Source organism: Acinetobacter guillouiae CIP 63.46, assembly GCF_000368145.1.
GTDB lineage: Bacteria > Pseudomonadota > Gammaproteobacteria > Pseudomonadales > Moraxellaceae > Acinetobacter > Acinetobacter guillouiae.
The window spans coordinates 1,781,791-1,808,591 of record NZ_KB849283.1; the positions used below are offsets into that span (position 1 = coordinate 1,781,791).

The following is a 26,801-nucleotide window of genomic DNA, read 5'->3' on the forward strand; positions in this document are numbered from 1 at the left end:
TTATAAGTTAACGTTAAGTTAACATATTTGTTAACGTTGTAGATAACACCGCATTATCATTTATGTTAACATTAGATATAACGTTTAATTTGTAAAAAAATATATGGTGATTTTATGACCCGACCTAAAATTAGGCTTCAAGAATGGCTAAACACAGAACAAAAAATAAAATTACAATTTATTCAGTATGAATCAAATCTATTAAACCCTTTTGGTTTATTGACAAGCCAAACAGGACATAATGGAGAAACTCATATTATTGATAGAATCCAAAGCAACCACCTTACTGAAAGATCAATGCTAAATGGTATGTCTATAGCAATATCAGAAGTTTGTTTTGAAAAATTAAAACAAAAATATCGTACTTTTAAAAACAAACAGAAAGATTCATTTTTAATTAAAAAGCAATATAAACTTTCTAAAGAAACAGTAAATTCAATTAAAAAAATTAAAGAAGAATTTAGCTTTCCTCGTGAAGAACATGTTATCGAGAATATTATAACCGGCCATATTAACGACAAAAATATAAAGCAAAAGATTGAAAAATTAAGACCAAAGGAAATAGACTTAGAAGCATTTAAATCTATAATTGATAATAATAAGAAAGAAATTTATAATTTGGATCTGAAAAACAAAAACCTTGAATACAAGATCAAACATATAACTCATTTGTTAGCAACATCTTATTTAAAGAATGAATATTTAGAAAGCATTCTTTTAAAAAATGAATTAACTTCAGAATATTCTATTCCACCTGAAGATGAAATTAAAAACAAAATTTTTGAAATTAATTGCTCACTAAATGAAAGTTTATAGCCTTGTTTTAATCTTAGATGACGTAAGAAAGTCACCAATTAATACAGCATAAAACAATGATGATATTGAGATAATGTCTCTAATGAAGCAGAAATACTGCATTTCAGACTGTTGCTGACTAAGAGCCAAAATCTCATTATATTCATGATGGTTCTCGAATGATTTTTCTCAATAAATCAGGACGACGTCTTAAGTGACTTACTAGCACTTCATCACAGTAAGCCGTATTAAATGGAAATTGCTTTTGCTGTGGAAAATGCCGCTCAGGATGCTGTAGAAATTGTTCCCATTTTTTATTTGCGTTTTGTAATTCTTTAATTTGATTTAAATAGGTGCGATCCTGAATTTTAAATGGTATGTCAAAATCATCGTCTTCACAGATTTCTTTCTTTTCATTGTTTTTTATGGCATCAGTTAAATCTAAAATTTTCTGTTTATTCACCTCTAATCTGCTTTGAACCCATTGCACATCAAACTCTCTAAACTTGATTTGCAGTGTGGGTAAAATCAGGTGTACCGCCTGCGAAGCATTTTTGAATCTTCCATTCTTCTGTGCGTATACAGTTAATTCTGAATAGAATATCTCAAGCTTTTTATTTAACAATGGTGTGTATCGTTTACGTACATTTAAAATCCCATTAATTCTACGCTTTAAACTCGGATTGTAGGCATATACCTTCCCTGTATCACTGGCAACCAAATCTATATATTTGTTTAATATTTCTGAGTATTTTTCATTAATGTGCTGCTGTCTATAGTCACTAATTTCGGTTGTCACAATACTAATTTGATCAATCAAATTCAATAAATCATGTACCGTATACATTGCCCCGTAAGACTGCATTTGGCTAAGTTCGACCATCAGTCCAATGAATGTCTGCTGTTCCGATTCTTCAAATTCATCTTTTATTTCAAGATCCACCAATAAATTATTTTCCCTTAAATAACGTCCAGCATGATCCAAAAAGCAATTCAGAATTTCATCCATAAGTTGCTTAAAATCAAGAAGTGTGCAATTTTTCATTATTTCAATCTAAATTCTATTTTTCAATACCTTATAATACTACTCTAGTAGTTTTTTAAAAGAAATTATTACTATTCTGTTTATTCATTTAGAGAAAAAATATGATTGTGGCATAGCGAGTCGGAACCGATTTTTAAATTCAATTAATGGCTCAAATAAAAATTTATTACTGGAGCATATGCCATGTTAGAACATCGTTATCGTGTTAAAGATTTAGTCAATTATCCTGAACGTCTAGCCAAGGATTATGTTGATCGTGGTGGCCGCCATCGTCGGTTATCACATAAACCAGCAACCAAAGGTTTGTTGAATATTGCGGAATCCACTTTTTGGAAAATGATCCGTCGCGGTGATTTTCCTGAACCAACCTATTTGACTGCTAGTATGCCAACTTGGGCGGAGAGTCAGATCGTTGAATGGCTAGAACTAAAAGAGCTAAAAGAGCTAAAAGAGCTAAAAGCTGCATAAACTAAAGCAGCCTGTCGATGACAGGCTGCTTTTTACATTATTCTTTATTTACATTTAATTCTTGATCAGCAAGTAATGATTCCAAATAATCAGCCCACTCCTGCATCATTTCACGACGGTTGTTTAAAAACTTAGTTCGATTATAAGCAGTGCCATTGTTGTCTTTTACCTTATGGGCTAACTGGTGTTCAATAAAGTCTACACGCTGTTCCAGAATTTCATCCAGCATGGTACGTGCAGTTGCCCTAAAGCCATGTGCTGTCTGTTCACCACCATAGCCCAAGCGTTTTAAAGCGGAGTTAATGGTATTGTCAGAAATAAAGGTTTTACCATCCCGCCCAACAAAAATGTATTCGCTGTATGGGTGCAGATCAATAATTGACTCAATCAAGTCAAAAGCTTGATCTGATAATGGCACAATATGCAGTTGCTTAGTTTTACTGGCTGTAAACTTAAAGCAACGCTCTTCACGATAGAAATACTCCTTTTTCAGCTTGCGGATCTCCCCAGGTCGCTGAAATGTCAGCACAGAGATTTTTAATGCTACCTGCGTGGTCAGTAGGCAACGTGTATAAAGTTTGGAGTAGTTCCAGATTTTATTCAGCATCGGAGCCAAGTCCTGCTCTTCTGTCACGGCTGCAAAGTTTCCACCCTGTGGTTTTGGTAATTCAATATCTTCAATGGGATTGTACTGGATCAGCTTTTTTTTACGCGCTGATTTAAAGATCTGGTTGAGGTCTGATTTAAGCCGTTTGGCAACAGACAGAGCCCCACGCTCGATAATGCGCTTAAAAACCTTAACCTCAAGGATTTCTAAGGTAAGCTGTGGAAAGGTTAAATCACCAACGTAGGGATAGACATCGTGCTTTAAACGACGGACTGTTTCCTCATCTTGCTTTTGCTCTAGCTCACGTTTATACAACCATGCTTCCGCAACGATACGAAAAGTATTTTCAGCTTCTTTCTGTTTCTGAGACTTGGTTTCAATCCGCTCCATTGCTGGATCAATGCCCTGCTTGATGAGTTTCTTATATTCATCACGAATCGTACGGGCATCATCCAGTGAAACTTCAGGGTAAGTCCCTAAAGATAAATCGTTACGCTTACCTAAGAATGGACGTGTGTAATTGAAGATCCAGTACTTGCTACCGCTTTGGTCTATACGCAGATACAGATTTCCCCCATCTGACAGCTTATACATCTTGTCAGGATCAGGTTTAGTTTTTTTAACTTGTAAAGCACTAAGCTTATTGATTCCACGAGTCGTCATAATTCAGACATAAAAAAATGCAGTAAGAAATTATCTTACTGCATTTTTTACTACTTTATAACCACCGATTGGCGTAGTGCGTCACGGCTTGTTATATCGTATATTTCCGACTTTAACCTTATAAATCATAAACTTATATAGTGTTAAACAGTGTCAGAAACTTGAATTTGGCGGAAGCGGTGAGATTCGAACTCACGGAGGACTCACACCCTCGTCGGTTTTCAAGACCGGTGCATTAAACCGCTCTGCCACGCTTCCAATGGCGGCTATCATATAAATAAAATTGCAACTTGGCAAATCTTTTTCAGTATTTCTTCAATCAAATGTACAAAATAAAGTCAAATCTCGCCAATTTGATGAATATTCAAGCTATTCATAACGAATTGAATTGATATACCAACGTTTTTTCCCTGATGGTGTATCCACTTCTGCCTCATCATCAACTTGTTTAGACAGTAAAGCTCTTGCCATCGGTGAATCAATTGAGACATGTTGCGGATGATGATCATAAATTTCATCTACCCCGACCAGACGTATGGTTTTTTGTTCACCTTCATCATTTTCTATTTCAACCCAAGCACCAAAATACACCTTGCCTGCTTGTTCTGGAGAAAAATCGATAATTCTTAATTCTTCTAAACGCTTCCCCAAATAACGTACACGACGATCGATTTTTCGAAGTAGCTGCTTATTATACTGGTAATCAGCATTTTCAGAACGGTCACCCAGACTGGCAGCCCATGTCACTTTTTTGGTAATTTCAGGTCGTTCTTCGCGCCAGAGATGTTGTAACTCTGCAACCAACAGATCATGCCCTGAACGGGTAATTAAATTAGATTTCATGATTTAAAACCATTTAAAATACATATGCACTTGATACTTATTTTTTAAAAAATGTTACTACAGTCTACAGCCAATAGCGTAAAAATGTCAGCTCAAAAATAGCGCATTTTAAGTTTTAAAAAGCAATAAAATCGTTTTTTTCCTATTTAAATTCAGACAGAAAATTCAATCAGAAAACCTTTTAAAAGTGGTAATTCTTAACTTACATTTGGAACATTTGCTTACAGTTTTTGGCAGCGTATTTCAGTTTTAAAATTTCTGCATTTTTTAAAAAAATATTCTGTTAAAAATCATTATCTTAAATATTTTAAATTGATCATTTTTCATACAAAGTTTGACAGATCTAAAAACCGCCTATATTATGCGCACATGTTTTATGAGTTTATTTTTTTAATTTTGTAGTTTTTCTGCAAAATCTTTCTATCCCACATGTCATTTTTTGAATGACGTTCATGACTGCCCACCCTTATTGAATTTACCAACTATAAGAAGTTTTTAAGCGTTTTTGTGCTTATTACTTTTTAGGGCAATAAATTACTTGTAGCGGAGACAACATGCACAGTAGTTCAACCTCTGGGTCGAGGCTTAGCCTTAACTCATTTTTTCGTGCGCTGCCAATCAAAACTTTAGTTTTATCCACTGCATTAATTCCTTTTAGTATTAATGCGAGTAAGAACAATCAATACAATGCTGTAGTTAATTCGAGTAAATTGACTGTAGTTGCGGTTTCCAATCCAAGCATCGTGTTTAAGGATGGAGACTACAAGCATGGCTTCGGCTATGACTTAGCCCATAACTATGCTGAAAGTTTAAACGTTAAACTTGAGCTTAAAACTGTTTCTGACAATGCAACAGCATTGAAAATGGTTGCTCAAGGTAAAGCGAATTTTGCGATTACCACCGCAAATATGCAAAGCATCGAAGCAGAACGCTTAACCTCATTTTCAGCAAGCTGTGGCGATTTCAACAGTTTAAAAAGTAATGGTTTAAACCCAGAATTAAATTGGGTATTTAAACAAGCTGAAGATCCATTAACAGCAACTGCAAGTGGTTTCATTTGCCAAAGCAAACAAAATGGTTCAACGCAGCAACTTGCCTCATTTTATAATCGTAATGTCGTCAAGAAAGACGATTGGAACGTGATTCAACGTGACTTAAGTTCTCGTCTACCGATTTATAAAGCCAGCTTTAAGCGCTCTGCACAGCAATATGGCTTAGATTGGCACCTACTTGCTGCAATTGGTTATCAAGAATCATATTTAAAACCAGACTCTGTTTCTCCCACAGGTGTCCGTGGTTTGATGATGTTGACCAATACCACAGCCAAAGAAATGGGTGTCAGTAATCGAAGTGACCCCGCTCAGAGTATCCAAGGCGGCGCAAAATATTTTGATATGATGTTGAGTCGTTATTCTTATATTCGTAATCCAGATCGTCATTGGTATGCTTTGGTTGCATACAATATGGGGCCTGGTGCAGTTGAAGGTATTCAAAAGCGCATCAAAGCACAAGGTAAAGATCCCAATGACTGGATGAATCTTTATAATTATTTGACACGTAATCAAGCAAGTAATGGTCGTTATAAACAAGCGGTACAGTATGTCACACGTATTCGGGCTTATTTAGAACACATTAAGACCACACCTCGATTACTAGAAATTTAATCTGTATTTTAAATCGATTGGATTTGTAAAAATCAGGCAATAAAAAAGCTTACTCTCGGGTAAGCTTTTTTATTGTAAAAAGATTAAGCAGTTTGCTCTAATACTTTCTTAAATAAATCTTTTTGCTCTTGGCTTGGCTTGGCTGTTTGTAAAGCCATCAATTGAGACATATCACCTTGAACTTTGATTTTGCCTGTCATAAATGCTTGCATAGCAGCAGCCATATCAAATTCTAAGAATACTTTACGAAGTGTTTCAGCATCCATGTTCAATGTTGTTTTCGCATTTGCAGAACTACCTTTGACGATTTTTCCGCCGTCTAAAGCAAGCTCTGTGTTGCCATCTGCATCTGCAACAACCAAATTAATTGCTAAACCTGAAAGTGCTGGTGGTAAGTTTAAATCACCTGCTTCAGCAGTTAATTTTTCAACATTTGCAAACCAATCATCAGTTAAAAATGCAGGCATGTTCATTCCTCAAATTATTTATTCAATTTATTGTGTTATCTATCCAGACAACATCAGGTTGAAGCAGTTTTGCTTGCCCAATGTTATAGCATGATAATTTCAATTTGGGCTAAAGTTTTTTGTACGGACTGTTCATGTTTTATCGGTTTTATCGTTTTATTTTTTTAAATCAGGCACTCATCTCAATATGAATGCCCGATTCGTTCATTTAATTGGCAAAAAAGATCAATCTGCTGCAAAACTAAGATTTACAACATCTAAACGTTTTTTCATTTCTTCCGTATCACATTTCATATCGAATTCACGTTCTTCATCCAATTTTTCAAAATCAAATAAATCACGGTCAGCCAATTGAGATGGTGAAACATTCTGCAATGCACCAAAAATGCTATGCAAACGTTTTGGATATTGTTTATCCCAACCACGTAGCATGTCATTTAACATGGCACGTTGTAAGTTTTCCTGAGAACCACATAAGTTACATGGAATAATCGGGAATTTACGAATTTCAGCATATTTGATGATGTCTTTTTCTTCGACATAAGCCAAAGGACGGATCAAAATGTTCTTTTTATCCGAAGACAATAATTTTGGCGGCATCGCTTTTAAGCTACCACCATGGAATAAATTCAAGAAGAACGTTGCAATGATATCATCGCGATGATGGCCCAATGCCACTTTGGTCGCACCAATCTCTTGCGCAAAACCGTAGAGTGAACCACGGCGTAAACGTGAACACACTGCACAGTAAGTTTTCCCTTCAGGTGTCAAACGCTTGGTGATGCTATAAGTATCTTTTTCCAAAATATAATAAGGAATATTGTTTTCTTCCAAATATTTCGGTAACACATCTTCAGGAAAACCAGGTTGCTTTTGATCCAAGTTCACTGCGACAACATCAAAGTTGATCGGTGCAATACGTTTAAATTGCAACAAAATATCAAGCAAGGTGTAACTGTCTTTCCCACCAGAAACACAGACCATTACCTTATCGCCTTCCTCAATCATTTTAAAGTCACGAATTGCATGGCCGACTTGACGACGAAGTTTTTTCAAAAGACGATAATAAGCTGAACTTGTTGGAAGCTCTGGTTTAAAATTAAATCCTTGTTCGGACTCAACTGGCGAGTACATAGACGAGATAAACCCATAAAAAAATACTGGGCAATTTTATCTGATTTGAACGTTAACCGCATCTAAAGATTTTTTTATTTTGCATCAATTTTTATCTGGTCATCTTCCTGTCGTATTTCCACATTTAAAATAGACGGCTCAGTTCATTTTTTAGCCGAAGTGCTTATCTTTTGGACTTTTCCACAGTTTTCCACAAAACCTGTGGATAAAATTGTGGATTGTTTGGGGCTTGACAAAGTTTTCTCACGCAATGATGGGCATTCTCTTTAGATTGATCATTTTTTAACCATTATATTTTATATATATTTTTCAATTGTTTAACATAGTCAATAAATATATTTTAAAAAAAATATAAAATTTTTTTTGATTAATATGCCAACAAATAGCACTTGCTTTTTCGCGATTGTATTGTTAAAACTCAATTCATAGTTTTTCTTGTTCAATAACTTTGTTAAACTCCCAAAAATTGGGGAAATATTTTAATTACTACAAAATGAAAAAATTAATTACGGGTTCGCTAGTGTCTATTTTAGGGTGTATGAGCTTTGCCTCATTTACATCGCAAACGTTTGCAGGTCAAATTTATTTCTACAAAGACCAAAATGGGACAACCTTACTGACCAATCGCAAAAATTCGGATCGTTCACTGCAAAAAGTCAAAGTGACTTATTATAAAGACAGTAATATTCATAGTTATAGCAATTGGGGCAGCTCAGAATCTGCAGTACTGCCGAGTTATAGTAAAAGTAAAAATTCCTTTGATAGTATTATCCGTCAAGCTGCGCAGACGCATGGTGTGTCTGAAGGCTTAATCAAAGCAGTGATGCATACCGAGTCTGGCTTTAATACCAATGCCCGTTCTCCTGTTGGTGCGCAAGGTTTAATGCAACTGATGCCTGCAACGGCTCGTCGCTTCAATGTGTCCAACTCTTATGATCCACAGCAGAATATTTTTGGTGGTGCCAAATATCTCAGTTGGTTAATGAAACGCTTTAATGGCAATACCAATTTAGCTTTAGCGGCTTATAATGCTGGTGAAGGGAATGTAGATAAATACGGCGGTATTCCCCCCTTCCGTGAAACCCAAGACTATGTCAAACGTGTCACCAGTCGTTTAAACAACCTCTATGCTGGTGGTTTAAATTTATCTGCAAATAATATTGGCACTTCAACCAGTACTGGACAGATCATTGCCCAATCAAATCAAAATGATTTCTCCAATCAAGTCGAGCCGACACCACAAATCAGCAACAGTTCAAATATTCAACCAGTAAAATATAGTTCTCGACCAATTATTATTGCTTCTGATGGGACTTACACAGATGCACCTGCGGGTTCTTATTCAACAGCACATGCCAGTGCGACAGCACAAATCACCATTGGCAACTAATGCTTATCTGCACTTAGAATCCAATAAAGAGCCCTATTGAAATAGAAAATAAAGCACGTAATTTGTGCAATTACATATTTTCAACAAATTGCTGAAAAAAATAATGTTTTCTCTAATACAGAGAATCTTTTTTTAACTTGCCTATTTTTTTAAATAAATTCTTTATCCACTATCCCTTTCAATTGAATTTATCATTTTTGCCAGCTAGATTTTTCCCTCTTATTCTTGAATTTTAATCATCTAAACCTCATATTGAATTTCATGATTTATTTTAATACATCATATTATTTATTATTTATAAGAGGATTCTCTCCATGATGCGGATTGGTTTGTTTTTGCTAACCAACCTCGCGGTACTGGTTGTAGCTGGCATTATCCTATCATTATTAGGTGTTGGTAGTTACTACGGCGCTGGCGGTCTTAAATTAGGCAACCTGATGGTCATCTGTTTAGTGTTTGGTATGGTAGGTTCTTTAATCTCCCTATTTATGTCCAAATGGATGGCGCTAAAAACCACAGGTACTGAATTAATTGACCCGAATGCTCCTCGTAACCAAGCCGAAGTTTGGTTATTACAAGAGGTTGCTCAACTTTCACAACGTGCTGGTATTCAAATGCCAGATGTTGGTATTTTCCCATCTTATCAGTCGAATGCGTTTGCCACAGGTTGGAATAAAAACGATGCACTTGTATCGGTTTCAACAGGTTTGCTTGAACGCATGAACAAAGATGAATTGCGTGCCGTGCTTGCGCATGAGATTGGTCACGTTGCCAATGGTGACATGGTCACATTATCCCTTATTCAAGGTGTAGTGAACGCCTTTGTAATGTTCTTTGCCCGTGTGGTTGGTGATTTTATTGACCGTAATATCTTTGGCCGTCAAGATGGTGAAGCGCCTGGACTTGCTTATTTTGCAATTACCATCGTGCTTGATATCGTCTTCGGTATATTGGCTTCGGCAATCGTAATGTGGTTCTCTCGCTATCGTGAATACCGTGCAGATGAAGCTGGAGCTCAACTTGCAGGTAAAGAAGCCATGATTTCCGCTTTATTGCGTCTACAGGCTGAATCTGAAATGCCAGATCAAATGCCGAAAGAAATGAAAGCTTTTGCGATCGCAGAAGGTAAAGAGCAAGGTTTTAGTTTGGCTGCTTTATTCCAAACTCACCCAAGCATCGAGCAACGTGTTGCCGCTTTACGCCAACTCAATTTACCTTAATCTATACACGCTCGCTCAATCGTAGTGATCTCATAGAAAAACAAAGCCTCCAATATGGAGGCTTTGTTTATGGGTACATCATATTTTAGTTTTTGCTTTATCCAATATTTACCGCGCAATTTCTATCTATCTTACTTTCTTACTTTCTTTCAATACCAATACCAATACCAATACCAATACCAATACCAATTTGAGGGATTAATCTAACTGGATACAACGAATTAAACTCCCATTTGGATCAATCACACAAAACATATCAATTTCTTCGAGATACTGAATTTCAGTTATTCGTGCTTCTGGGAATTGTGCCCAATCTAAACCTTGCCAAAAATGAAACAGATCTTTCAAGACATGTGTTCTTAAGCAAGCACTAAACCATGATTCTTTTGGATTTAAATTGGGGTGATGGAAAAACTCAACCAGCAAACTGTCTTTACTTAAGATCATCCATTCTGTGGACTGATAATCACACTGAAAACCTAAGAATGCATAAAATTTACGAGTATGATCAAAATCAATAGCAGGAAGGTTTGCCGAAATATAATCTTGCATGATCACCTCTGTATTTTAATATCTACATTTTCAAATCAATTCAATGTTGGAATTTAAGCACGATAGCTTTGATACCAATCCCACAACATATTTACGCCAAACCACATCGCAAGTCCAATCAGGATTAAAACAATCAAGCCTAAAATATCGGGAATATGAATCCAAATCCAAGCAATGACAGGATTACGCCAAAATGCGGAATGCTGTTGCTTTTGTTCTAGCTTCTCATGTAAAAATGGGTGAACCACATGATCATCGCTATAAATCTGATATTCTTCTTGAATATGGTCATGTACAACGTCTAAAGCTCTACGACTGGGCCGAATAAAAATATCAAATAAAGTTCCAGCGATCGGTATACACCCCACAACGCCGTCAATCACAGCCAGTTTTAATACCCCATTGAGTTTAGCTTGAGGCACGCCAATCTGTTTGGCTTTATAAACTGCATAGCAAGTCAGCACAAAACCCGCGACATCACCAGCAATCGGTATGGTACTGAGTGCAGCATCAGCCCCAACCCCTTGCTTGGTAAATGGAATACGTACCACCGAATCCATCATATTGGCAAATTTAGCCAAATCTCGTTCAAGTTTAATGACTTCTTGAGTAGATAATTTTTTTTCTGTACCCATAAAGATTTCAATTTTTTTGACATGGTTAAGTTAAATTGATCATACCCAATAAATTCAGTATGTTGTGTATAAGTTTAATATTTACAGTAGCAAAATTTTATCTACGCAATAAAAAAAGCTGAGCCCTCTTTTAAAGTACTCAGCCTTTTCGGATATACAACGGGATTAATCTAAGAACTTAACCACGGTCCCCGGTTGAACCTTGCGACCTAAATCATTGGCATCCCAATTGGTCAAACGAATACAACCATGAGAAGCGGTCTTTGAAATTAATGAAGGATTCGGTGTACCATGAATACCAAATGTCGGTTTACTTAAAGCAATCCACATATTACCAACAGGACCATTTGGGCCAGGCGGTAATGCCAGCTTTTGACGGTTGCTCCCTTGAACAAAGTTTTTCGGGTTATAACCATAGACAGGGTTTGGTGCAACTTTAATGACCTTATGCGTCCCTTTCGGGGATGGTGTACCAGAACCCCCAATTGTGGCAGGAAAAGATGCAATCATTTGATTTGTACTATTATATAAATAAAGTTGTCGAGCAGGCTTATGCGCAATAATTAAGGCCACACCTTCAGGCAAATCATTACGTACGATCGGTACATTGATAGTTTCGCCTACTTTTTTAAAGTTAGCTTTTGGATTGAGTTGTTTAAGAAAGTCTTCATCAATATGAAACTTTTCACCTAACATTTCACTCACACGGGTGTAATACAAACCCGGCATTTTTGCTTGTTGGGCATAATTTCGCGGAATTGCTTTGGCATAAGGTCCTTTAATATCCGCGGCAGTAATTTGATAAGTTCCAAACGCTGCAGTTTTTTGATTTTTTAACAAACTGTCCCAAGTCTGTTTATCCAGTTCACCACTAATTGGTAAACTTTTAATCTGTTGATACGCGGCAAGTGCTTTTAAAAAGTTCTTGCCACTTTTACCGTCGATTGGCCCAGGCGAAGCATGTAAATTATTGAGCATCACTTGTGCACGGGCATAAACGGGGAATTGTCCTCTGCCAATATTTTCTGACCAATTGGCTGTATTGATACTATTGACTGACCAATCTTGTTTTAAGTCCGCTTTTATCGCTTCTTGACTTTTATCAGCTTTAACATTTTGTTTGGCAAAAATTTGACTTTGAATATTTAAACCCACAAGACACATGATGCAAATCAGGTTTGGCAGAAACTTGCCCATATAAAGCTCTCTATTAACTCAATATTATAATTGATGTACTTATCTAATAAACTATTGTATTACAGATACATAGTATACTGATCTCGAACAATAAAAGCGACGTCACACACACCTTGAGCCGATTATTTATATTCTCAAGGCTTTAAACACAATTGTATAAGGTCAATAGCGTGTTTATTCATAAAATGAAAGTTATGTATGTTCGAAGTTTATCTTTGTATGACTTTATTATCATTTTTTAAGAAAAATATGCAATAGTACATTTTGACTATTTAATCATTTAAAAACGGTAATTTTAAAATAAATTCAAAATAAGCAATTGAAAATCATTACCATGTTATACAGTTGTAGATTTTCTACTCAGCATTAGCACCCAATCATGACACATACATGACCAATCCGAACAAAATATAAGCTTTAGATTTGTTTTTAATCATTTAATTTGAATTATTGATTAGAAATAGCTGTTATCATTTTAAAGTGTTATAGATTATCATCTCATTTATTTTGTCAGTAAGAATTGCCTTGAATACGATCACTTTGCTTCAGCCAGATGACTGGCATGCCCACCTGCGTGATGGTCTTGCCTTAAAACGTACAGTTCCAGATCTAGCCAAACAATTTGCCCGTGCGATTTGTATGCCGAACCTCGTTCCACCTGTGAAAACTGTAGATGAAGCGAATGCTTATCGTGACCGTATTATGGCACATGTCCCTGAAGGGGTTGATTTTGACCCACGTATGGTACTGTATTTTACCGACCATACTTCTCCAGATGAAGTTCGCAAAATCAAAGAGTCTCAATTCGTCAATGCAATTAAACTCTATCCTGCTGGTGCAACAACCAACTCGGATAATGGTGTCAGTGACATTCGTAAAGTCTATGCAGTGATTGAACAGCTTGAAGAACATCAAGTGCCATTACTATTACATGGTGAAGTTACCCATCAGCATGTGGATATTTTTGACCGTGAAAAACGCTTTTTAGACGAAGTACTTTCACCGTTACTGAAACAATTTCCGCAATTAAAATTGGTGTTAGAACATATTACCACCAGTGAAGCCGCGCATTTTGTGCTTGAACAAGATCGTAATGTTGCTGCGACGATCACACCACAACATTTAATGTTTAACCGTAATGATATGTTGGTCGGTGGTATAAAACCGCACTTTTATTGTTTACCGATTTTAAAGCGTCAAACTCATCAACAAACTTTACTTGAAGTTGCCACTAGCGGAAGTCCTAAGTTTTTCTTAGGTACTGATAGTGCGCCACATTCTAAAAATGCCAAAGAAAATGCATGTGGTTGTGCAGGTTGCTATAGTGCACCTACAGCAATTGAGCTTTATGCTCAGGCTTTTGATCAAGTCAACAAAATCGAACGCCTAGAAGGTTTTGCCAGTATGTTTGGTGCAGACTTCTATGGTTTGCCTCGCAACACAAATAAGATTACCCTTGTCAAAGAAGATCAGGTAATCCCTGAAAGTTTAGATTATTTGGATGGTGAACACATTATTCCACTTTATGCTGGAAAAACCATCCAATGGAGAAAGGTGTGACAACTGAAACATTACCTGTGATTGGACAACGCTTTCGTGGTTTTTTACCCGTTGTGGTTGACGTTGAAACAGCAGGTTTTAATGCAGATACCGATGCATTGCTTGAAATCGCATGCATCCCGATTGTGTATGATGCTGAAGGAAAATTTGTTCCAGGTGAAGCACATCATGCGCACATCAATCCTTTTGAAGGTGCAAATTTAGATCGTCGCTCTTTGGACTTTATTGGTGTAGATCCATTTAATCCAATGCGTATGGCAATGGCTGAAGACGAGAAAACCGCATTAAAGCGTATTTTTAAGGCGGTTAATGAAGTACGTCGTCAACAACATTGTACCCATGCGGTCTTGGTCGGACACAATGCCCATTTTGATTTAGGCTTTCTAAGAGCTGCAATTGCGCGAACTGGCAGTAAAAATCAAAACCCTTTTCATAGTTTTTCTGTATTTGATACTGTGACTTTAAGTGCGGTCATGTTTGGTCAAACTGTTTTGGCTAAATCATGTATTCAAGCTGGAATTGAGTTCGATGGTAAAGAGGCTCACTCGGCCTTGTACGATACTCAAAAGACGGCTGAACTGTTTTGCTATATTTTGAACAAACTCGCACCTCACTTACTTGACAATTTGGTGGCGGATCAATAAGATATCGCCATCTTCTAAACGACCCTATCGTCTAGAGGCCTAGGACATCGCCCTTTCACGGCGGTAACCGGGGTTCGAATCCCCGTAGGGTCGCCATCTAATTATTCTTATAATTCCTTTCTCTTTTTTTGATCTTCTTGATTCAATTATTTTATTTCATCCCTTTTCTTTAGACTTTAGAAGCTGATGGTTTATTTTATTTTGTCTATTTTGGCATTTTAATCTAAAATATCTCTTTAAAGTTCAATGACATCAAATATGCAATCACCTGATCAATCGAATCAGCACACTGTCGCTGATGGGCAAACTATTGTCTTAAAAAGATCCATGACCAAACGCCACCTGATCATGTTGTCATTAGGCGGTGCGATTGGTACAGGCTTATTTTTAAGTTCAGGTGAAGTGATTGCACAAGCTGGGCCGATTGGCGCTGTGATTGCCTATATTATCGGTGGTTTAATTGCCTATATGGTAATGCTGTGCTTAGGCGAACTTGCCGTCAATCAGCCTGTGACCGGATCTTTTGGTGCTTTTGCAGCTAAAAATATTGGACCGGGTACAGGCTACATGGTGTCATGGATGTACTGGCTTGGCTGGTCTGCCACCTTGGGGACTGAATTTACCGCAGCAGCCATGCTGATGCAGGAATGGTTTCCAACAACCTCCATCTGGTTATGGACCCTAGTCTTTATTGTTGCCGTCTTGATTTCCAATCTAACCTCAACACGCTTTTTTGCAGAGTCCGAGTTTTGGTTGTCTTTTGTTAAAGTTGCAACGGTACTAGTATTTATCTTACTCGGCCTAACCGCAATATTTGGATTAATTCCCTTCCATGGGCATGAAACTGCACCTTTATTCAGTAATTTAACCGCACATGGCTGGTTACCCAATGGTTTATTTCCTATTTTTGCCACCATGCTGATTGTAAATTTTGCCTTTAATGGTACTGAGATGATTGGGATTGCTGCTGGTGAAACTGAAAATCCTGAAAAAAATGTCCCGAAAGCAATTCATGCTGCGGTTTGGCGGTTAATGATTTTCTTTGTTGGTACCATTATTGTCATCAGTTCATTATTACCCTATCAAGATGCTGGCCTAGCCGCGCATGGTGAAGGGATCAGTAATAGTCCCTTTGTTTCTGTATTTAACTTGATTGGAATTCCTTACGCAGAAGACATCATGCGTTTTGTGATCATTACAGCGCTTTTGTCCACTGCTAATTCAGGACTATATGCGGCATCTCGTATGATGTGGGCGCTTTCAATTCAAAAACAATTACCTCGAGTTTTTTCCAAACTGACCAAATCAGGTACCCCTGTTGTTGCAATTTTTGTGACCATGATTGGGGGTTTACCCGGTTTACTGTCGGAGCAATTTGGCGCAGATGTGATCTTTAAAAACTTACTCGGTGTGGCAGCATTTACCATGGTTATCGTGTGGATGAGTATTTGCTGGAGTCAGTTTAATTTCCGTCGTAAATGGCTAGCCAGCGGTAAAACACTGGCTGATTTAAAATTTAAAACGCCGTGGTATCCCATTGTACCAATTCTTGGCTTTATCACTTGTACCGCAACCGGTTTAAGTATGGCAGCAGATCCGGAAATGCTTTCTGGCTTTATTGGTTGTTTAGTGTTTATGGCAGGATGTTATGCAACTTATTACTGGCTTTATCATCAGAAAAATTAAGTCGCATTGTAAATCACTGATCAGCCCGTATTCATACGGGCTTTTCTATTTTAGGCTTTTAATCCGCAGCATAATTTTTAAGTGATTCATATATAAATCAAGCCGTTTTTATTTGATTTGGATTCTTCTAAAAACAAAAAATAGCTTTCTGGCTAAATTAAAAACAAATACATGATGATTCGCTTATAGATTCATCAGTTAAACGCTTTTTCGATAAATCCATTTTGACAAAAATGTCTTTTATCCTTAATATACGCATCACCTCATTACGACCCTATCGTCTAGAGGCCTAGGACATCGCCCTTTCACGGCGGTAACCGGGGTTCGAATCCCCGTAGGGTCGCCATATTTGAGAAGGTTGTTAAAATAAAACTTTCTCGTAAAAAAGCCTGAGCAATACGACTCAGGCTTTTTTATATCTATCGTATTTTAAAGCAGTTAAAAACCACCATCCCTTCATATTTAAAAGGTTGTTTTTTCATCAATAATCTGGATTTTTAATTTAAAATAATCAGTGCAGAGTTAAATATAAATAATTGATTTAAATATTTATTTATAAAAACCATAAAATCGCGGTGATTTATAGTATTGCTTATTGAGCATTAGCAACACTCAATCATTGCACTATTTATGAATTGGGCTAAAATAGCGCGCTTCTTGTTTTATTTCCATCTGAAGCTTATGCAGTCATCACCAAATCAAAATGATGCTCAGGTATCATCTAATTCTTCACCACTCAAACGAGCAATGAGTACTCGTCACTTGGTGATGATTTCGCTTGGTGGTGCAATCGGTACAGGGCTTTTTTTAGGTTCTGGTGAGGTGATCTCACAAACCGGTCCGATTGGTGCCATTATCTCTTACATCCTCGGCGGTGTAATTGCCTATATGGTGATGCTGTGCTTAGGTGAACTTGCTGTTCATATGCCTGAGTCTGGTTCGTTTGGTACTTATGCGCAACGATACATTGGTCCAGGTACCGGATACACCGTTACTTGGCTGTATTGGCTAACATGGTCAGCAACACTAGGCACTGAATTTACTGCTGCGGCTTTGTTAATGCAAGAATGGTTTCCGCATATCTCGATGTGGTTATGGACGCTGATTTTTGCAGCAATCGTGTTTGGCTTAAATATGAGTTCAACCAAATGGTTTGCCGAATCTGAGTTCTGGCTCTCTTTGGTCAAAGTCATCACGGTAATCGCTTTTATTCTTTTTGGCCTTTTGGCAATTTTTGGTATTTTAAATTATCAGGGACATACTTCAGCACCGTTATTTAGTAATTTGACCGATGAAGGCTGGTTCCCACAAGGTCTATTCCCAATCTTCACCACCATGTTAATCGTGAACTTTGCCTTCTCTGGCACTGAGTTGATTGGCGTTGCTGCGGGTGAAACTGAAGATCCCGCGAAAAATGTGCCTAAAGCCATCAATACTGCTATTTGGCGTTTATTGATTTTCTTTGTTGGTACTATCATCGTAATTAGTGCATTGCTGCCTCACCAAATGGCAGGATTACATGCTGAAGGGGTCAGTAGCAGCCCATTTGTTACCGTATTTGATCATATTGGTATTCCATACGCAGAAGACATTATCCGTTTTGTGATCATCACTGCGTTGTTGTCTGCGGCCAACTCAGGGCTATTTGCGGCATCACGTATGATGTGGTCGCTCTCAGCCAAGAAACAGCTTCCAGCAATGTTTTCTAGAGTCAATGCACGCGGTATTCCATATATTGCTGTGATTGTCACCATGTTCGGTGCGTTACCTGGTCTGCTTTCAGAACAATTTGCACCTGAGACTATTTTTAAAAACTTGTTGGGTGTGGCTGCGTTTACCATGGTTGTGGTGTGGATGAGTATTTGTCTGAGCCAATTTAATTTTAGACGTCAATGGTACAAACAAGGTCATACCAAAGCTGAATTAGGCTTTGCTGCACCATTGTTTCCAATTGTGCCGATCTTAGGTTTTATCTTCTGTTTAATTACCTGTATCAGTATGGTATTTGACCCTGAGATGGTAGTTGGCTTTATTTGTTGTTTAATCTTTATTGCGATTTGCTATATCAGCTACGCATTCTTATATAAAGATCAATCACAATCCTAAACAAAATCTTACTGATCATGCCTAAGCAAAAAGTGTAGCCATTGGCTACACTTTTTGTACATTCATAGATAGTCAAAATCAGTTTAAGCTCGTAATTTAATAGTTAAACATAACAATCTATAAAAAACCCCAATGAAGATTATTTTTATTCATGGTATGAACCAGCAGAATTATAATGCTGAGAGTTTAAAGCAACATTGGATTGATATTCTTCAACAGGGAATCGATGAACTTAAACTGCCTATTTCAACAGCACAATTAGATATTCGCTTGGCTTTTTATGGCGATTTAATCAGTAAACACCAATTAAGCAATCGCTTTGACTTAGAAAGCTTTCTGCCTAAATCATGGGTAAACTTTCACTTTCATAAACATACAACAACGTCACCAACGACAACTTCAAATATCCCTCCCGCAATTCCAATACTGCCCTACTTCATGCCTGAACATGACTTAAAACTGTCCAACCGCTTGTATTTGGCTTCGCAATTGTTAAAAGATAAAGCGCTCAAAGAGTTCTCTTTAATTTTAAATAATTTTCCAAAACTTCATGAAAGTCTGATTCATAAATTCCTGATCGAAACTTATTTATACCTCGCCAATCCTCAGTTTATGGATGAAGTCCATCAACGGATACTCGCTAGCTTAGAACCCGATCAACCGCATATTATCGTTGCGCATTCATTAGGAACCGTGATTGCCTATAATCTTTTACAACAGCTGCAAACAAACTACCAGATACAACGCTTTATTACCTTAGGCTCACCACTCGCCTTTAAAGTGATTCAGTCTAAACTGGCACCACCAATCAAAAGACCAAATTGTCTAAATGGTGATTGGCATAATTTCTATTCACCAGATGATTTTTTAACTGCTTTTCCTTTGATCAACGCGCCCTTTGACTTTCAACCCGCGATTTTAAATACCGCGATTTCAACGTTTATTCATACTTCTCATCAAATCGCAGGCTACTTACAACATCCTGCGGTGATTAAAAATATTTTAGATCCCATTGTGTACCCCAAGCCGTAATAATGGTCTTAATTTTAACCACTTTGCTCATATTGCTTTGTTTTTATCCATATAAACGCAATTTCAGTTTTTATTGTGGAAAAAAGTTTGACACCTGCCAGTATTCACCCTAATATACGCCCACCTCTGAAACGACCCTATCGTCTAGAGGCCTAGGACATCGCCCTTTCACGGCGGTAACCGGGGTTCGAATCCCCGTAGGGTCGCCACATTCAAGAATGTATGTATATACCGCTTCTTATAAAAAGCCTGAGCATAATGACTCAGGTTTTTTTATGCCTGCTATATTTCCAATCAATTCAAGCCAGCAACCGAGTCAACCATTTTCAGTTTCTTTGAATTAAAAATTGCACTTGGCGCAATCACAGTTTCTTGCAATGGAATATGCTGTCCATAGCGTTGTCGCATAAGTGCTTTAACACTTCGATCTGTGAGATCAAAACTTTGTAATTTTTCCAAGGGCGCCAATTCTATTCCTAAAGCGTATTGATAAGCTTTCCATACAATTTCAGAGCAATAAATTGCGTCATCATTCCATTCAAAATAAACATCATAGGGTTTATTTAAATAAGTCTCGGCCTGTTTGACTAACTTGTGCTGTTGCTCTGCAGTTAATTGAGGTTGATAACGCTTTACGACATAGGCTTTATTTACACCGCGATTGATCCATTGTTGAAGCGGTGTATATTTCACAGGCTGAATCGCCTCCAAAACCAAAGCTTGACCTTGTTTCATCACGATCATTCCCATGTGGCTATATGGCGAATGGGTGGCTTTTTGAATCACAAGACTTTGTGCAGATTTAGAGCTATGAAAAATAATATCTCCTGTCTGATACTCTGCGGCATATACCGAATTAACGCAAAACAACACTTTCAGAAACAAGAGTTTGAATGGTTTTTTTAACATCGTTTAAATCTTAATTTTAATCTTCTTTAACTTGGATTTAATCTAACAGAGTAGTAAAGCATTGCCTAAACTTTGCGATAAAAAAGGAGCAAAATAAACTTTCATTTTGCTCCTTTAGCTTTTAATTCAAATCAAAAACATCAGCTGTTTGTGATTTTGCTTTTGACTTATATACCTCATCAAGACAAGAGCAAAACCCAATCATTCATCATTTAAAGCACATTCAAAACTACTTGGGGTTTGACCACATCGAACCTTTTTCAAAATTTTCATCATTGTTGGGTCATAGAAGCCTTCTTTGGTCATCTGAATACGTGCTTCACGCATAATCTTAATATAGCCCGGTTTATCCGCTTCACGAATATCAAACCAATATTTATCTGGAACTTCTCGCTCTAGTTTATCGACAAACTGAAATGCTGGGCTGAGTTGTTTAGAAATCATTTCCCGTGCGATTGGTCCCATACCTGCAGGGAACTTATTCCGATGCATGATTAATGTGCCTGTGACCTGTATCAAAGGAAAGCGAATAATACCACCGACCACATTACCATTTTTATCAGTCATACCCTTTTTCAATTCTAAAGGCTTAAATAACAAAGCAGGCCCCGCCATAATATCGACTTCTTTGTTATTAAACTTTCCACCCACAGTTAATAGATCAACTGAAACAGGTTGTGCACCAACATTTTGCACCAACTTCTTTTGAGTACCGTCAAAGTTCATGACTGCCACTTTTTTCCCTGCTGCTTTTGATAAGGTATCAATACGGCGATCATTGACCATGATATACGCAGCACCTAAAGGAACAATCCCCACCACTTCATAATCACGATTGACCATTTTTGCATCGTACTCAGGCCGTGCAAGTAACTGGATCACGGTGGTTAATTGCTTATAGTTTTGTACTGCCCCAATAGCATCAATACTGCCGACAAACGGATTAAACTGACGTGCACGAATGTTACTGATTCCAGCACCATCACAGCGTTTACTGCGGAAATCCTCAGTCAATACACGTTCATCGGTATAAACTCTTAAATTAATATCCGTAGAAGCGGTTTTCTTTAATTTTGGATAATTTAAATCAATATGCATCGACAATTTGGTTGGACGGGTAATTTTCATATCCACCCCAAATTCCTTAGCAATCTGTGTAATTCGTGGCAGTTCACTGATATAACTGGTCGCTTGTTCAAAAGCTTCACTATTGGCGCCATCAGGAGAATACACACACAGCGTGACTGTTTTGGGAATCTGTTGCCAAACTTTTGGATCATTCATTAAGGTTTTAATTTTATTCTTTGAATGTGCAGATAACTCAAGATCCAGTTTTGGCGCTGCTGGAGCGGCATAGCTCATCAGCGGTAAACTGCTTGCCAATGCAAGCATTGAGATAACAAACCGTCGTGACAAGGTATGAGATTGTTGTTTTAGCTGACTTTGCATGGTGTTTTCCTGTTTATTTTCGTGCTTATCCATAATTATCACTCACGTGAATTTCTTCTCAGCCTAATTGAAGTACTTTCATTTGCAATTGACTGAGCAAAATCCTACATTTGTCAGAATAGATACTCCGGACTTAAAATGTAGAACATCAATATTTAATCTTGTTTTATCAAACGATTAGCATAATAGCTTAAAACCGCCCATTTATCGCAAACTCTAGTGAATAAAAGATAATCAAAATAACATCTTGATCATTTCGTTATAAATGCTGTTTATCATTTCATTGTATACTGGCAACAGTTTAGTTTTAGCATTCAAAACATGGATCAAAATTCACAACTGCGTAGATCTTTAAGACAACAACGACAAAAGCTGACCCGCAATCAACAAATGGTCATTGAATTGCAATGCTTTAAACAGATGCTACGCCATCACCATTTTTTCAATGCGCAGAAAATCGGATTATATTTAGATGCTTTTGGTGAAATTCAAACCAAATTGCTTATCGAATATTGCTGTGCGATTGGAAAAACCGTGTATTTGCCCATGATCTGTAATATGAACAAAAAACTGGTTTGGGTCAAAATATCAAATCGGCAGTTTCGCAATCGACGCTTTTCTTTACATCGTCTTGGGATGTTAGAGCCCATGGCAAGTCGTGCTAAACATATTTCAATACTCGATCTGGTGGTTATGCCTTTATTGGCTTGTGATTTAAAAGGTAGCCGTATGGGCATGGGAGGCGGTTTCTATGATCGAACGCTTGCATCAGCTGCACACCGCCCACATCGACTCGGTTTAGCGCATAATTTTCAGTTACTCACCCACGAGTTAAAAAGAAACCCATGGGATCAGCCCTTAGATAGCTTAATTACCCCAGCAAAAACCTATTATTTTCGCCGTTAAATTGACCAATAAATGCAAATAGGTTTATTTGTTAATCAGATACTTGCGATTTTTTAAACTTTTTATTTGGCAAAGCCCTTGTAATTTTTGAAATACACATCACTATAAAAAACATGGCAACACCGTTGTCACTCATTAGGAGTGCCCATGTCTGAGATTATTATGAATCAAGAAAACTTAGAGCCACAGGTTCCAAGTGTATTACCGCTTTTAGCGTTGCGTGACGTGGTTGTGTACCCACATATGCAAATTGCGCTATTTGTGGGTCGTGAAAAATCGATCAATGCAGTTGATGTGGCTCGTAACAGTGACAATTTAGTATTTGTAGTTGCGCAAAAAGATTCGCTTACAGAAGAAATTGATCACGACAACTTATATCAATATGGTACCGTCGCGAAGATTGTACAAGTTGTGAATCATGAAAATGATGAAAACTGTATCAAGGTACTGATTGAAGGCTTACATCGTTCTAAGCTGGTTGAAATCATCGACAATGATGAATACTTATCGGCTGAACATGCATTAAGCCCAATGACGATATCTGTAGATAAAGATACTCAAGCAACACGTGTAGAAGAATTACGTGCACTGTTTTCACAGTATGCAGAAGCCAAATTACGTAATGCACGTGAATTGATTGCAGCAGCAAATAAAATCGACGATTTATTACAATTGTTGTTCTTTGTTGCAACCCGTGTACCTTTAAATATCGATGTAAAACAAAAATTCCTAGAGCACGATGAGTTTGAAGCACACTTACAAGAGCTAATGACTTATTTATTGCAACAATCTGAAGAACAACAGATTGAGCAAACATTGCATGACTCTGTAAAACGCCAAATGGAAAAGAACCAACGCGAATACTTCCTCAATGAAAAGATGAAAGTCATTCAGCGTGAACTTTCCGATATGAATGGTGGTGCGGAAGATGATGTTGCTGAAATTGAAAAACGTTTAGCGGAAGCTGATTTACCTGAACATGTGCGTAAAAAAGCTGAAAATGAATTCCGTAAACTCAAAGCAATGCAACCTGCGTCAAGTGAAGCTGCTGTTGTACGCAACTATATCGAGGCTATTTTAGATACGCCTTGGAATAAAGCCAGCAAAGTCAGCATTAACTTAGCAAAAGCTCAGGAAATTTTAGATACAGACCACTATGGTTTGGATGAAGTCAAAGAACGTATTGTTGAATACTTAGCAGTTCAATCACGCGTGAAAAAACTTCGAGGTCCAATCCTTTGTTTAGTTGGTCCTCCTGGTGTTGGTAAAACCTCACTCGGGGAATCAATTGCCAAAGCAACTGGTCGTGAATTCGTTCGTATGGCACTCGGTGGTGTCCGTGACGAAGCAGAAATTCGTGGTCATCGTCGTACCTATATTGGTGCGATGCCGGGTAAAATTGTGCAGTCATTGACCAAAGTTGGTGTTAAGAACCCTCTGTTCTTGCTCGACGAAGTTGACAAAATGGCACAGGATTATCGTGGTGATCCAGCTTCTGCCCTGCTTGAAGTACTTGATCCATCACAGAACAACAAGTTTAACGATCACTACTTAGATCTTGATCTTGATTTGTCTGAAGTAATGTTTATCTGTACTGCAAATAGCATGAATATTCCTGAGGCTTTATTAGACCGTATGGAAGTAATTCGTTTACCGGGTTATACCGAAGACGAAAAAGTCAATATTGCTGATCGTTACCTTGTTCCAAAAGCAATCAAGAACAATGGTTTGCGTGGCAAAGAATTGACTGTTCATGAAGAAGCGATTCGTGACATTGTGCGTCGTTATACCCGTGAAGCTGGTGTACGTAGCCTTGAACGTGAAGTATCGAAGATTGCACGTAAAGTGGTGAAAGAATCAGTCAGTAAGAAAGCGAAAAACTTACATATTGATGTCACTGCTGAAAACTTACCTGAATATTTAGGTGTGCATAAATTTGATTACGGTATGGCGGAAGAAGAAGCTCAAGTGGGTCGTGTAAATGGCTTGGCATGGACTTCTGTCGGTGGTGAGTTATTGACTATCGAAGTTGCAGCAGTAAAAGGTAAAGGTAAATTTATTACCACGGGTTCACTCGGCGATGTAATGAAAGAGTCGATTACTGCGGCAATGACTGTGGTTCGTACACGTGCTGATGAATTGGGTATTGAAGCTTCTCGTTTTGAAGAAACTGACGTACACGTTCACTTACCTGAAGGTGCGACACCGAAAGATGGACCATCTGCAGGTTTGGCATTAACCACTGCTCTGGTTTCGGCATTCACTGGGATTGCAATTCGTCCTGATATTGCAATGACAGGTGAAACCAGCTTAGGTGGCCGAGCAATGCGTATTGGTGGCTTAAAAGAGAAACTTTTAGCAGCACATCGTGGTGGCGTTAAACTGGTGTTTATCCCACAAGAAAACGTTCGTGACTTAGCTGAAATTCCTCAGAACGTGAAAGATGGTTTGGAAATTAAAGCTGTGAAAAGTATCGATGAGATTCTTCCACTTGCTTTGGTTGAGCAACCTACGCCATTGGTCAAAGCACCAATCGTTAAAGCGGTTGATGAAGGCAAAAAAGCTGCACGTCATTGATCCAATGATCGAAAAAGAGAACGCTTCGGCGTTCTTTTTTTATGTTTATAATCTATTGTTTCTTTAAGTTTACCTTAGAATATTGATTAAAAAATAAACTTATTTACAAAATACAGCTACGCTTGAGTTAAGTTTGTCATAAGCTAATCACAATAAAGTCTAAAAATAGAGTTTAAAGGCTCAACTGCCCTTAAGCTTATAAATACAGCCATGTATGGTTATAAAACCGATAACAGCAAAATAAAAGGACACGTTTATGTCAAATCCAGTGTGTTGGTTCGAAATCTATGTCAATGATATGGCACGGGCAAAATTATTTTATCAAACGGTGATTGGTTCTGAGCTGAGTTTACTTAGTGATCCAAACGATTCATCGGTGGAAATGTGGACATTTCCATCGGATATGAGCCAATACGGCGCAACAGGCTCATTGGTTAAAATGGAAGGCATTTCTGCTGGTGGAAACAGTACAATTGTCTATTTCAGTAGTGAAGATTGTGCCATTGAAGAAGCCCGAGTAGCAGCCGCTGGTGGTCAAGTTCATCAAACAAAAATGTCGATTGGGCCTCATGGGCATATTGTTTTAGCCATTGATACTGAAGGCAATATGTTTGGTATTCATTCAATGAATTAATGGTGAGTGAACATAACGACTGTTGCTAATTTAAAATTGGCAACTAGACTGGTTGAAAAATACACAAGTATCCTCATATATAAATTATACAAGTATGCGCGCTGTAAGTGTGGTTACTTAACGTTGATTTGGTCTCCAGACAGATCTACGTTAAAACACAGTCCTACCCATTTTGGACTGTGTTTTTTTATGGGTAAATTCGAGACTGATACAAAAGCTTATCTTAGAGAAAGTATTTATTGGCTTAAAGCGCATAGAGTTATGACCGGTTCTGCTGCCATTGTGCATATTTTTGACTAATCACGACTGCCATCAAATCATAATTGTCCCATGTATCATCCACAGCATAAGTATCTGTCAAACCTCTAGCATCAACTAAGATTTCATCATAATCTTTAAAATATTGATTGCTCTCATAATAGGCTTGGGTAAACTCAAAGCCTTGTTCATTTAAATCTTCTTCCCAAAATTTTTCATCACACATATTGATCAAAAACTGTCGTCCAGTCATTTGACGTGTGCGTACTTGTTCTAATTCATCGGCACTTTCTTCTTGGTGAAACTCACCTTCCAATTGGTTATTGATAATCCAGGCCAAATAAATTCAAATATGTGTTC

General features: G+C 37.6%; 24 protein-coding genes and 4 tRNA genes. 16 read left to right on the forward strand and 12 right to left on the reverse strand.

Annotated elements, in window-relative coordinates; translation table 11 throughout:
* Positions 1 to 114: 114 nt before the first annotated feature.
* Positions 115 to 816: a hypothetical protein gene (locus F981_RS13355; RefSeq protein WP_004722367.1), complete on the forward strand. Its 702-nt coding sequence runs from the start codon at positions 115 to 117 to the stop codon at positions 814 to 816.
* A 142-nt stretch (positions 817 to 958) separates the two neighbouring features.
* Here the strand turns inward: F981_RS13355 and F981_RS13360 are convergent, their stop codons facing one another.
* On the reverse strand, positions 959 to 1,840 hold the full coding sequence (locus tag F981_RS13360; RefSeq protein WP_004722369.1) for a hypothetical protein: 882 nt from the start codon (positions 1,838 to 1,840) through the stop codon (positions 959 to 961).
* 183 nt (positions 1,841 to 2,023) lie between these two features.
* On the opposite strand from F981_RS13360, the gene F981_RS13365 reads away from it, so the two are divergent.
* On the forward strand, positions 2,024 to 2,308 hold the full coding sequence (locus F981_RS13365) for a helix-turn-helix transcriptional regulator (protein WP_004722371.1): 285 nt from the start codon (positions 2,024 to 2,026) through the stop codon (positions 2,306 to 2,308).
* 37 nt (positions 2,309 to 2,345) lie between these two features.
* Here the strand turns inward: F981_RS13365 and F981_RS13370 are convergent, their stop codons facing one another.
* From F981_RS13370 to greB, 3 genes are all read right to left on the reverse strand, one after another.
* A complete protein-coding gene (locus F981_RS13370; RefSeq protein WP_004722373.1) occupies positions 2,346 to 3,578 on the reverse strand; it encodes a tyrosine-type recombinase/integrase in 1,233 nt (410 codons plus the stop codon).
* A gap of 168 nt (positions 3,579 to 3,746) precedes the next feature.
* Positions 3,747 to 3,836: transfer RNA gene (locus tag F981_RS13375), tRNA-Ser, on the reverse strand.
* Between the two features lie 111 nt (positions 3,837 to 3,947).
* Positions 3,948 to 4,421, reverse strand: coding sequence for a transcription elongation factor GreB (greB, locus tag F981_RS13380; protein WP_004722375.1), 474 nt, complete (start codon positions 4,419 to 4,421; stop codon positions 3,948 to 3,950).
* 554 nt (positions 4,422 to 4,975) lie between these two features.
* Here greB and F981_RS13385 point away from each other — a divergent pair.
* Positions 4,976 to 6,085 carry an MltF family protein gene (locus F981_RS13385; RefSeq protein ID WP_004722376.1) on the forward strand — a complete coding sequence of 370 codons (1,110 nt, stop codon included), beginning with the start codon at positions 4,976 to 4,978 and terminating at the stop codon, positions 6,083 to 6,085.
* Between the two features lie 83 nt (positions 6,086 to 6,168).
* Here F981_RS13385 and F981_RS13390 read toward each other — a convergent pair whose 3' ends face one another.
* Positions 6,169 to 6,552: an SCP2 sterol-binding domain-containing protein gene (locus F981_RS13390; protein WP_004722377.1), complete on the reverse strand. Its 384-nt coding sequence runs from the start codon at positions 6,550 to 6,552 to the stop codon at positions 6,169 to 6,171.
* Positions 6,553 to 6,777: 225 nt separating this feature from the next.
* Entirely contained in the window at positions 6,778 to 7,686 is a 909-nt protein-coding gene (gene ttcA, locus F981_RS13395; protein WP_004722379.1) for a tRNA 2-thiocytidine(32) synthetase TtcA, read from the reverse strand.
* Positions 7,687 to 8,224: 538 nt separating this feature from the next.
* Between ttcA and F981_RS13400 the strand changes: the two genes are divergently transcribed.
* Entirely contained in the window at positions 8,225 to 9,076 is an 852-nt protein-coding gene (locus tag F981_RS13400) for a lytic transglycosylase domain-containing protein (RefSeq protein WP_409360506.1), read from the forward strand.
* A 314-nt stretch (positions 9,077 to 9,390) separates the two neighbouring features.
* Positions 9,391 to 10,296, forward strand: coding sequence for a protease HtpX (htpX, locus tag F981_RS13405; protein ID WP_004722383.1), 906 nt, complete (start codon positions 9,391 to 9,393; stop codon positions 10,294 to 10,296).
* A gap of 198 nt (positions 10,297 to 10,494) precedes the next feature.
* Here the strand turns inward: htpX and F981_RS13410 are convergent, their stop codons facing one another.
* The 3 genes from F981_RS13410 to F981_RS13420 all read right to left on the reverse strand — a co-directional run bounded on the left by F981_RS13410 (position 10,495) and on the right by F981_RS13420 (position 12,680).
* Positions 10,495 to 10,848, reverse strand: coding sequence for a VOC family protein (locus F981_RS13410; RefSeq protein ID WP_004722385.1), 354 nt, complete (start codon positions 10,846 to 10,848; stop codon positions 10,495 to 10,497).
* Positions 10,849 to 10,901: 53 nt separating this feature from the next.
* Entirely contained in the window at positions 10,902 to 11,483 is a 582-nt protein-coding gene (locus F981_RS13415; RefSeq protein WP_004722387.1) for a DUF4112 domain-containing protein, read from the reverse strand.
* Between the two features lie 165 nt (positions 11,484 to 11,648).
* Positions 11,649 to 12,680: a L,D-transpeptidase family protein gene (locus F981_RS13420; protein WP_004722390.1), complete on the reverse strand. Its 1,032-nt coding sequence runs from the start codon at positions 12,678 to 12,680 to the stop codon at positions 11,649 to 11,651.
* 525 nt (positions 12,681 to 13,205) lie between these two features.
* Between F981_RS13420 and pyrC the strand changes: the two genes are divergently transcribed.
* The 8 genes from pyrC (at position 13,206) to F981_RS13460 (ending at position 19,917) form a co-directional block, all read left to right on the forward strand.
* Positions 13,206 to 14,240, forward strand: coding sequence for a dihydroorotase (gene pyrC, locus F981_RS13425; RefSeq protein ID WP_016539179.1), 1,035 nt, complete (start codon positions 13,206 to 13,208; stop codon positions 14,238 to 14,240).
* Positions 14,225 to 14,884: a ribonuclease T gene (gene rnt / locus F981_RS13430; RefSeq protein ID WP_004722393.1), complete on the forward strand. Its 660-nt coding sequence runs from the start codon at positions 14,225 to 14,227 to the stop codon at positions 14,882 to 14,884. The genes pyrC and rnt overlap by 16 nt, the downstream gene beginning before the upstream one ends.
* A 20-nt stretch (positions 14,885 to 14,904) precedes the next feature.
* Positions 14,905 to 14,980: transfer RNA gene (locus F981_RS13435), tRNA-Glu, on the forward strand.
* Positions 14,981 to 15,142: 162 nt separating this feature from the next.
* Positions 15,143 to 16,570, forward strand: a complete 1,428-nt coding sequence (locus tag F981_RS13440; RefSeq protein ID WP_004722395.1) for an amino acid permease — start codon at positions 15,143 to 15,145, stop codon at positions 16,568 to 16,570.
* 270 nt (positions 16,571 to 16,840) lie between these two features.
* Positions 16,841 to 16,916: transfer RNA gene (locus F981_RS13445), tRNA-Glu, on the forward strand.
* 335 nt (positions 16,917 to 17,251) lie between these two features.
* Positions 17,252 to 18,676, forward strand: coding sequence for an amino acid permease (locus tag F981_RS13450; protein WP_004722397.1), 1,425 nt, complete (start codon positions 17,252 to 17,254; stop codon positions 18,674 to 18,676).
* 132 nt (positions 18,677 to 18,808) lie between these two features.
* Positions 18,809 to 19,708 (forward strand): lipase family protein, encoded by a 900-nt coding sequence (locus F981_RS13455; RefSeq protein ID WP_004722399.1) that lies wholly within the window; start codon positions 18,809 to 18,811, stop codon positions 19,706 to 19,708.
* A 133-nt stretch (positions 19,709 to 19,841) separates the two neighbouring features.
* Positions 19,842 to 19,917, forward strand: a tRNA-Glu gene (locus F981_RS13460).
* Positions 19,918 to 20,002: 85 nt separating this feature from the next.
* On the opposite strand, the gene F981_RS13465 is transcribed toward F981_RS13460, so the two are convergent.
* Together F981_RS13465 and F981_RS13470 are read right to left on the reverse strand one after the other, a co-directional pair.
* Positions 20,003 to 20,617: a YiiX family permuted papain-like enzyme gene (locus tag F981_RS13465; RefSeq protein ID WP_004722402.1), complete on the reverse strand. Its 615-nt coding sequence runs from the start codon at positions 20,615 to 20,617 to the stop codon at positions 20,003 to 20,005.
* A gap of 201 nt (positions 20,618 to 20,818) precedes the next feature.
* Positions 20,819 to 22,009, reverse strand: coding sequence for a putative solute-binding protein (locus F981_RS13470; RefSeq protein WP_224965497.1), 1,191 nt, complete (start codon positions 22,007 to 22,009; stop codon positions 20,819 to 20,821).
* A gap of 378 nt (positions 22,010 to 22,387) precedes the next feature.
* Here F981_RS13470 and F981_RS13475 point away from each other — a divergent pair, with 378 nt between their 5' ends.
* From F981_RS13475 to F981_RS13485, 3 genes are all read left to right on the forward strand, one after another.
* Entirely contained in the window at positions 22,388 to 22,972 is a 585-nt protein-coding gene (locus F981_RS13475) for a 5-formyltetrahydrofolate cyclo-ligase (protein WP_004722405.1), read from the forward strand.
* 147 nt (positions 22,973 to 23,119) lie between these two features.
* Complete coding sequence (lon, locus tag F981_RS13480) at positions 23,120 to 25,549, forward strand: endopeptidase La (protein WP_004722406.1); 2,430 nt, start codon at positions 23,120 to 23,122, stop codon at positions 25,547 to 25,549.
* Between the two features lie 256 nt (positions 25,550 to 25,805).
* Positions 25,806 to 26,183, forward strand: coding sequence for a VOC family protein (locus tag F981_RS13485; RefSeq protein WP_004722409.1), 378 nt, complete (start codon positions 25,806 to 25,808; stop codon positions 26,181 to 26,183).
* Positions 26,184 to 26,442: 259 nt separating this feature from the next.
* On the opposite strand, the gene F981_RS13490 is transcribed toward F981_RS13485, so the two are convergent.
* Positions 26,443 to 26,781, reverse strand: a complete 339-nt coding sequence (locus F981_RS13490) for a DUF7832 domain-containing protein (RefSeq protein WP_004722411.1) — start codon at positions 26,779 to 26,781, stop codon at positions 26,443 to 26,445.
* Between the last annotated feature and the right edge of the window lie 20 nt (positions 26,782 to 26,801).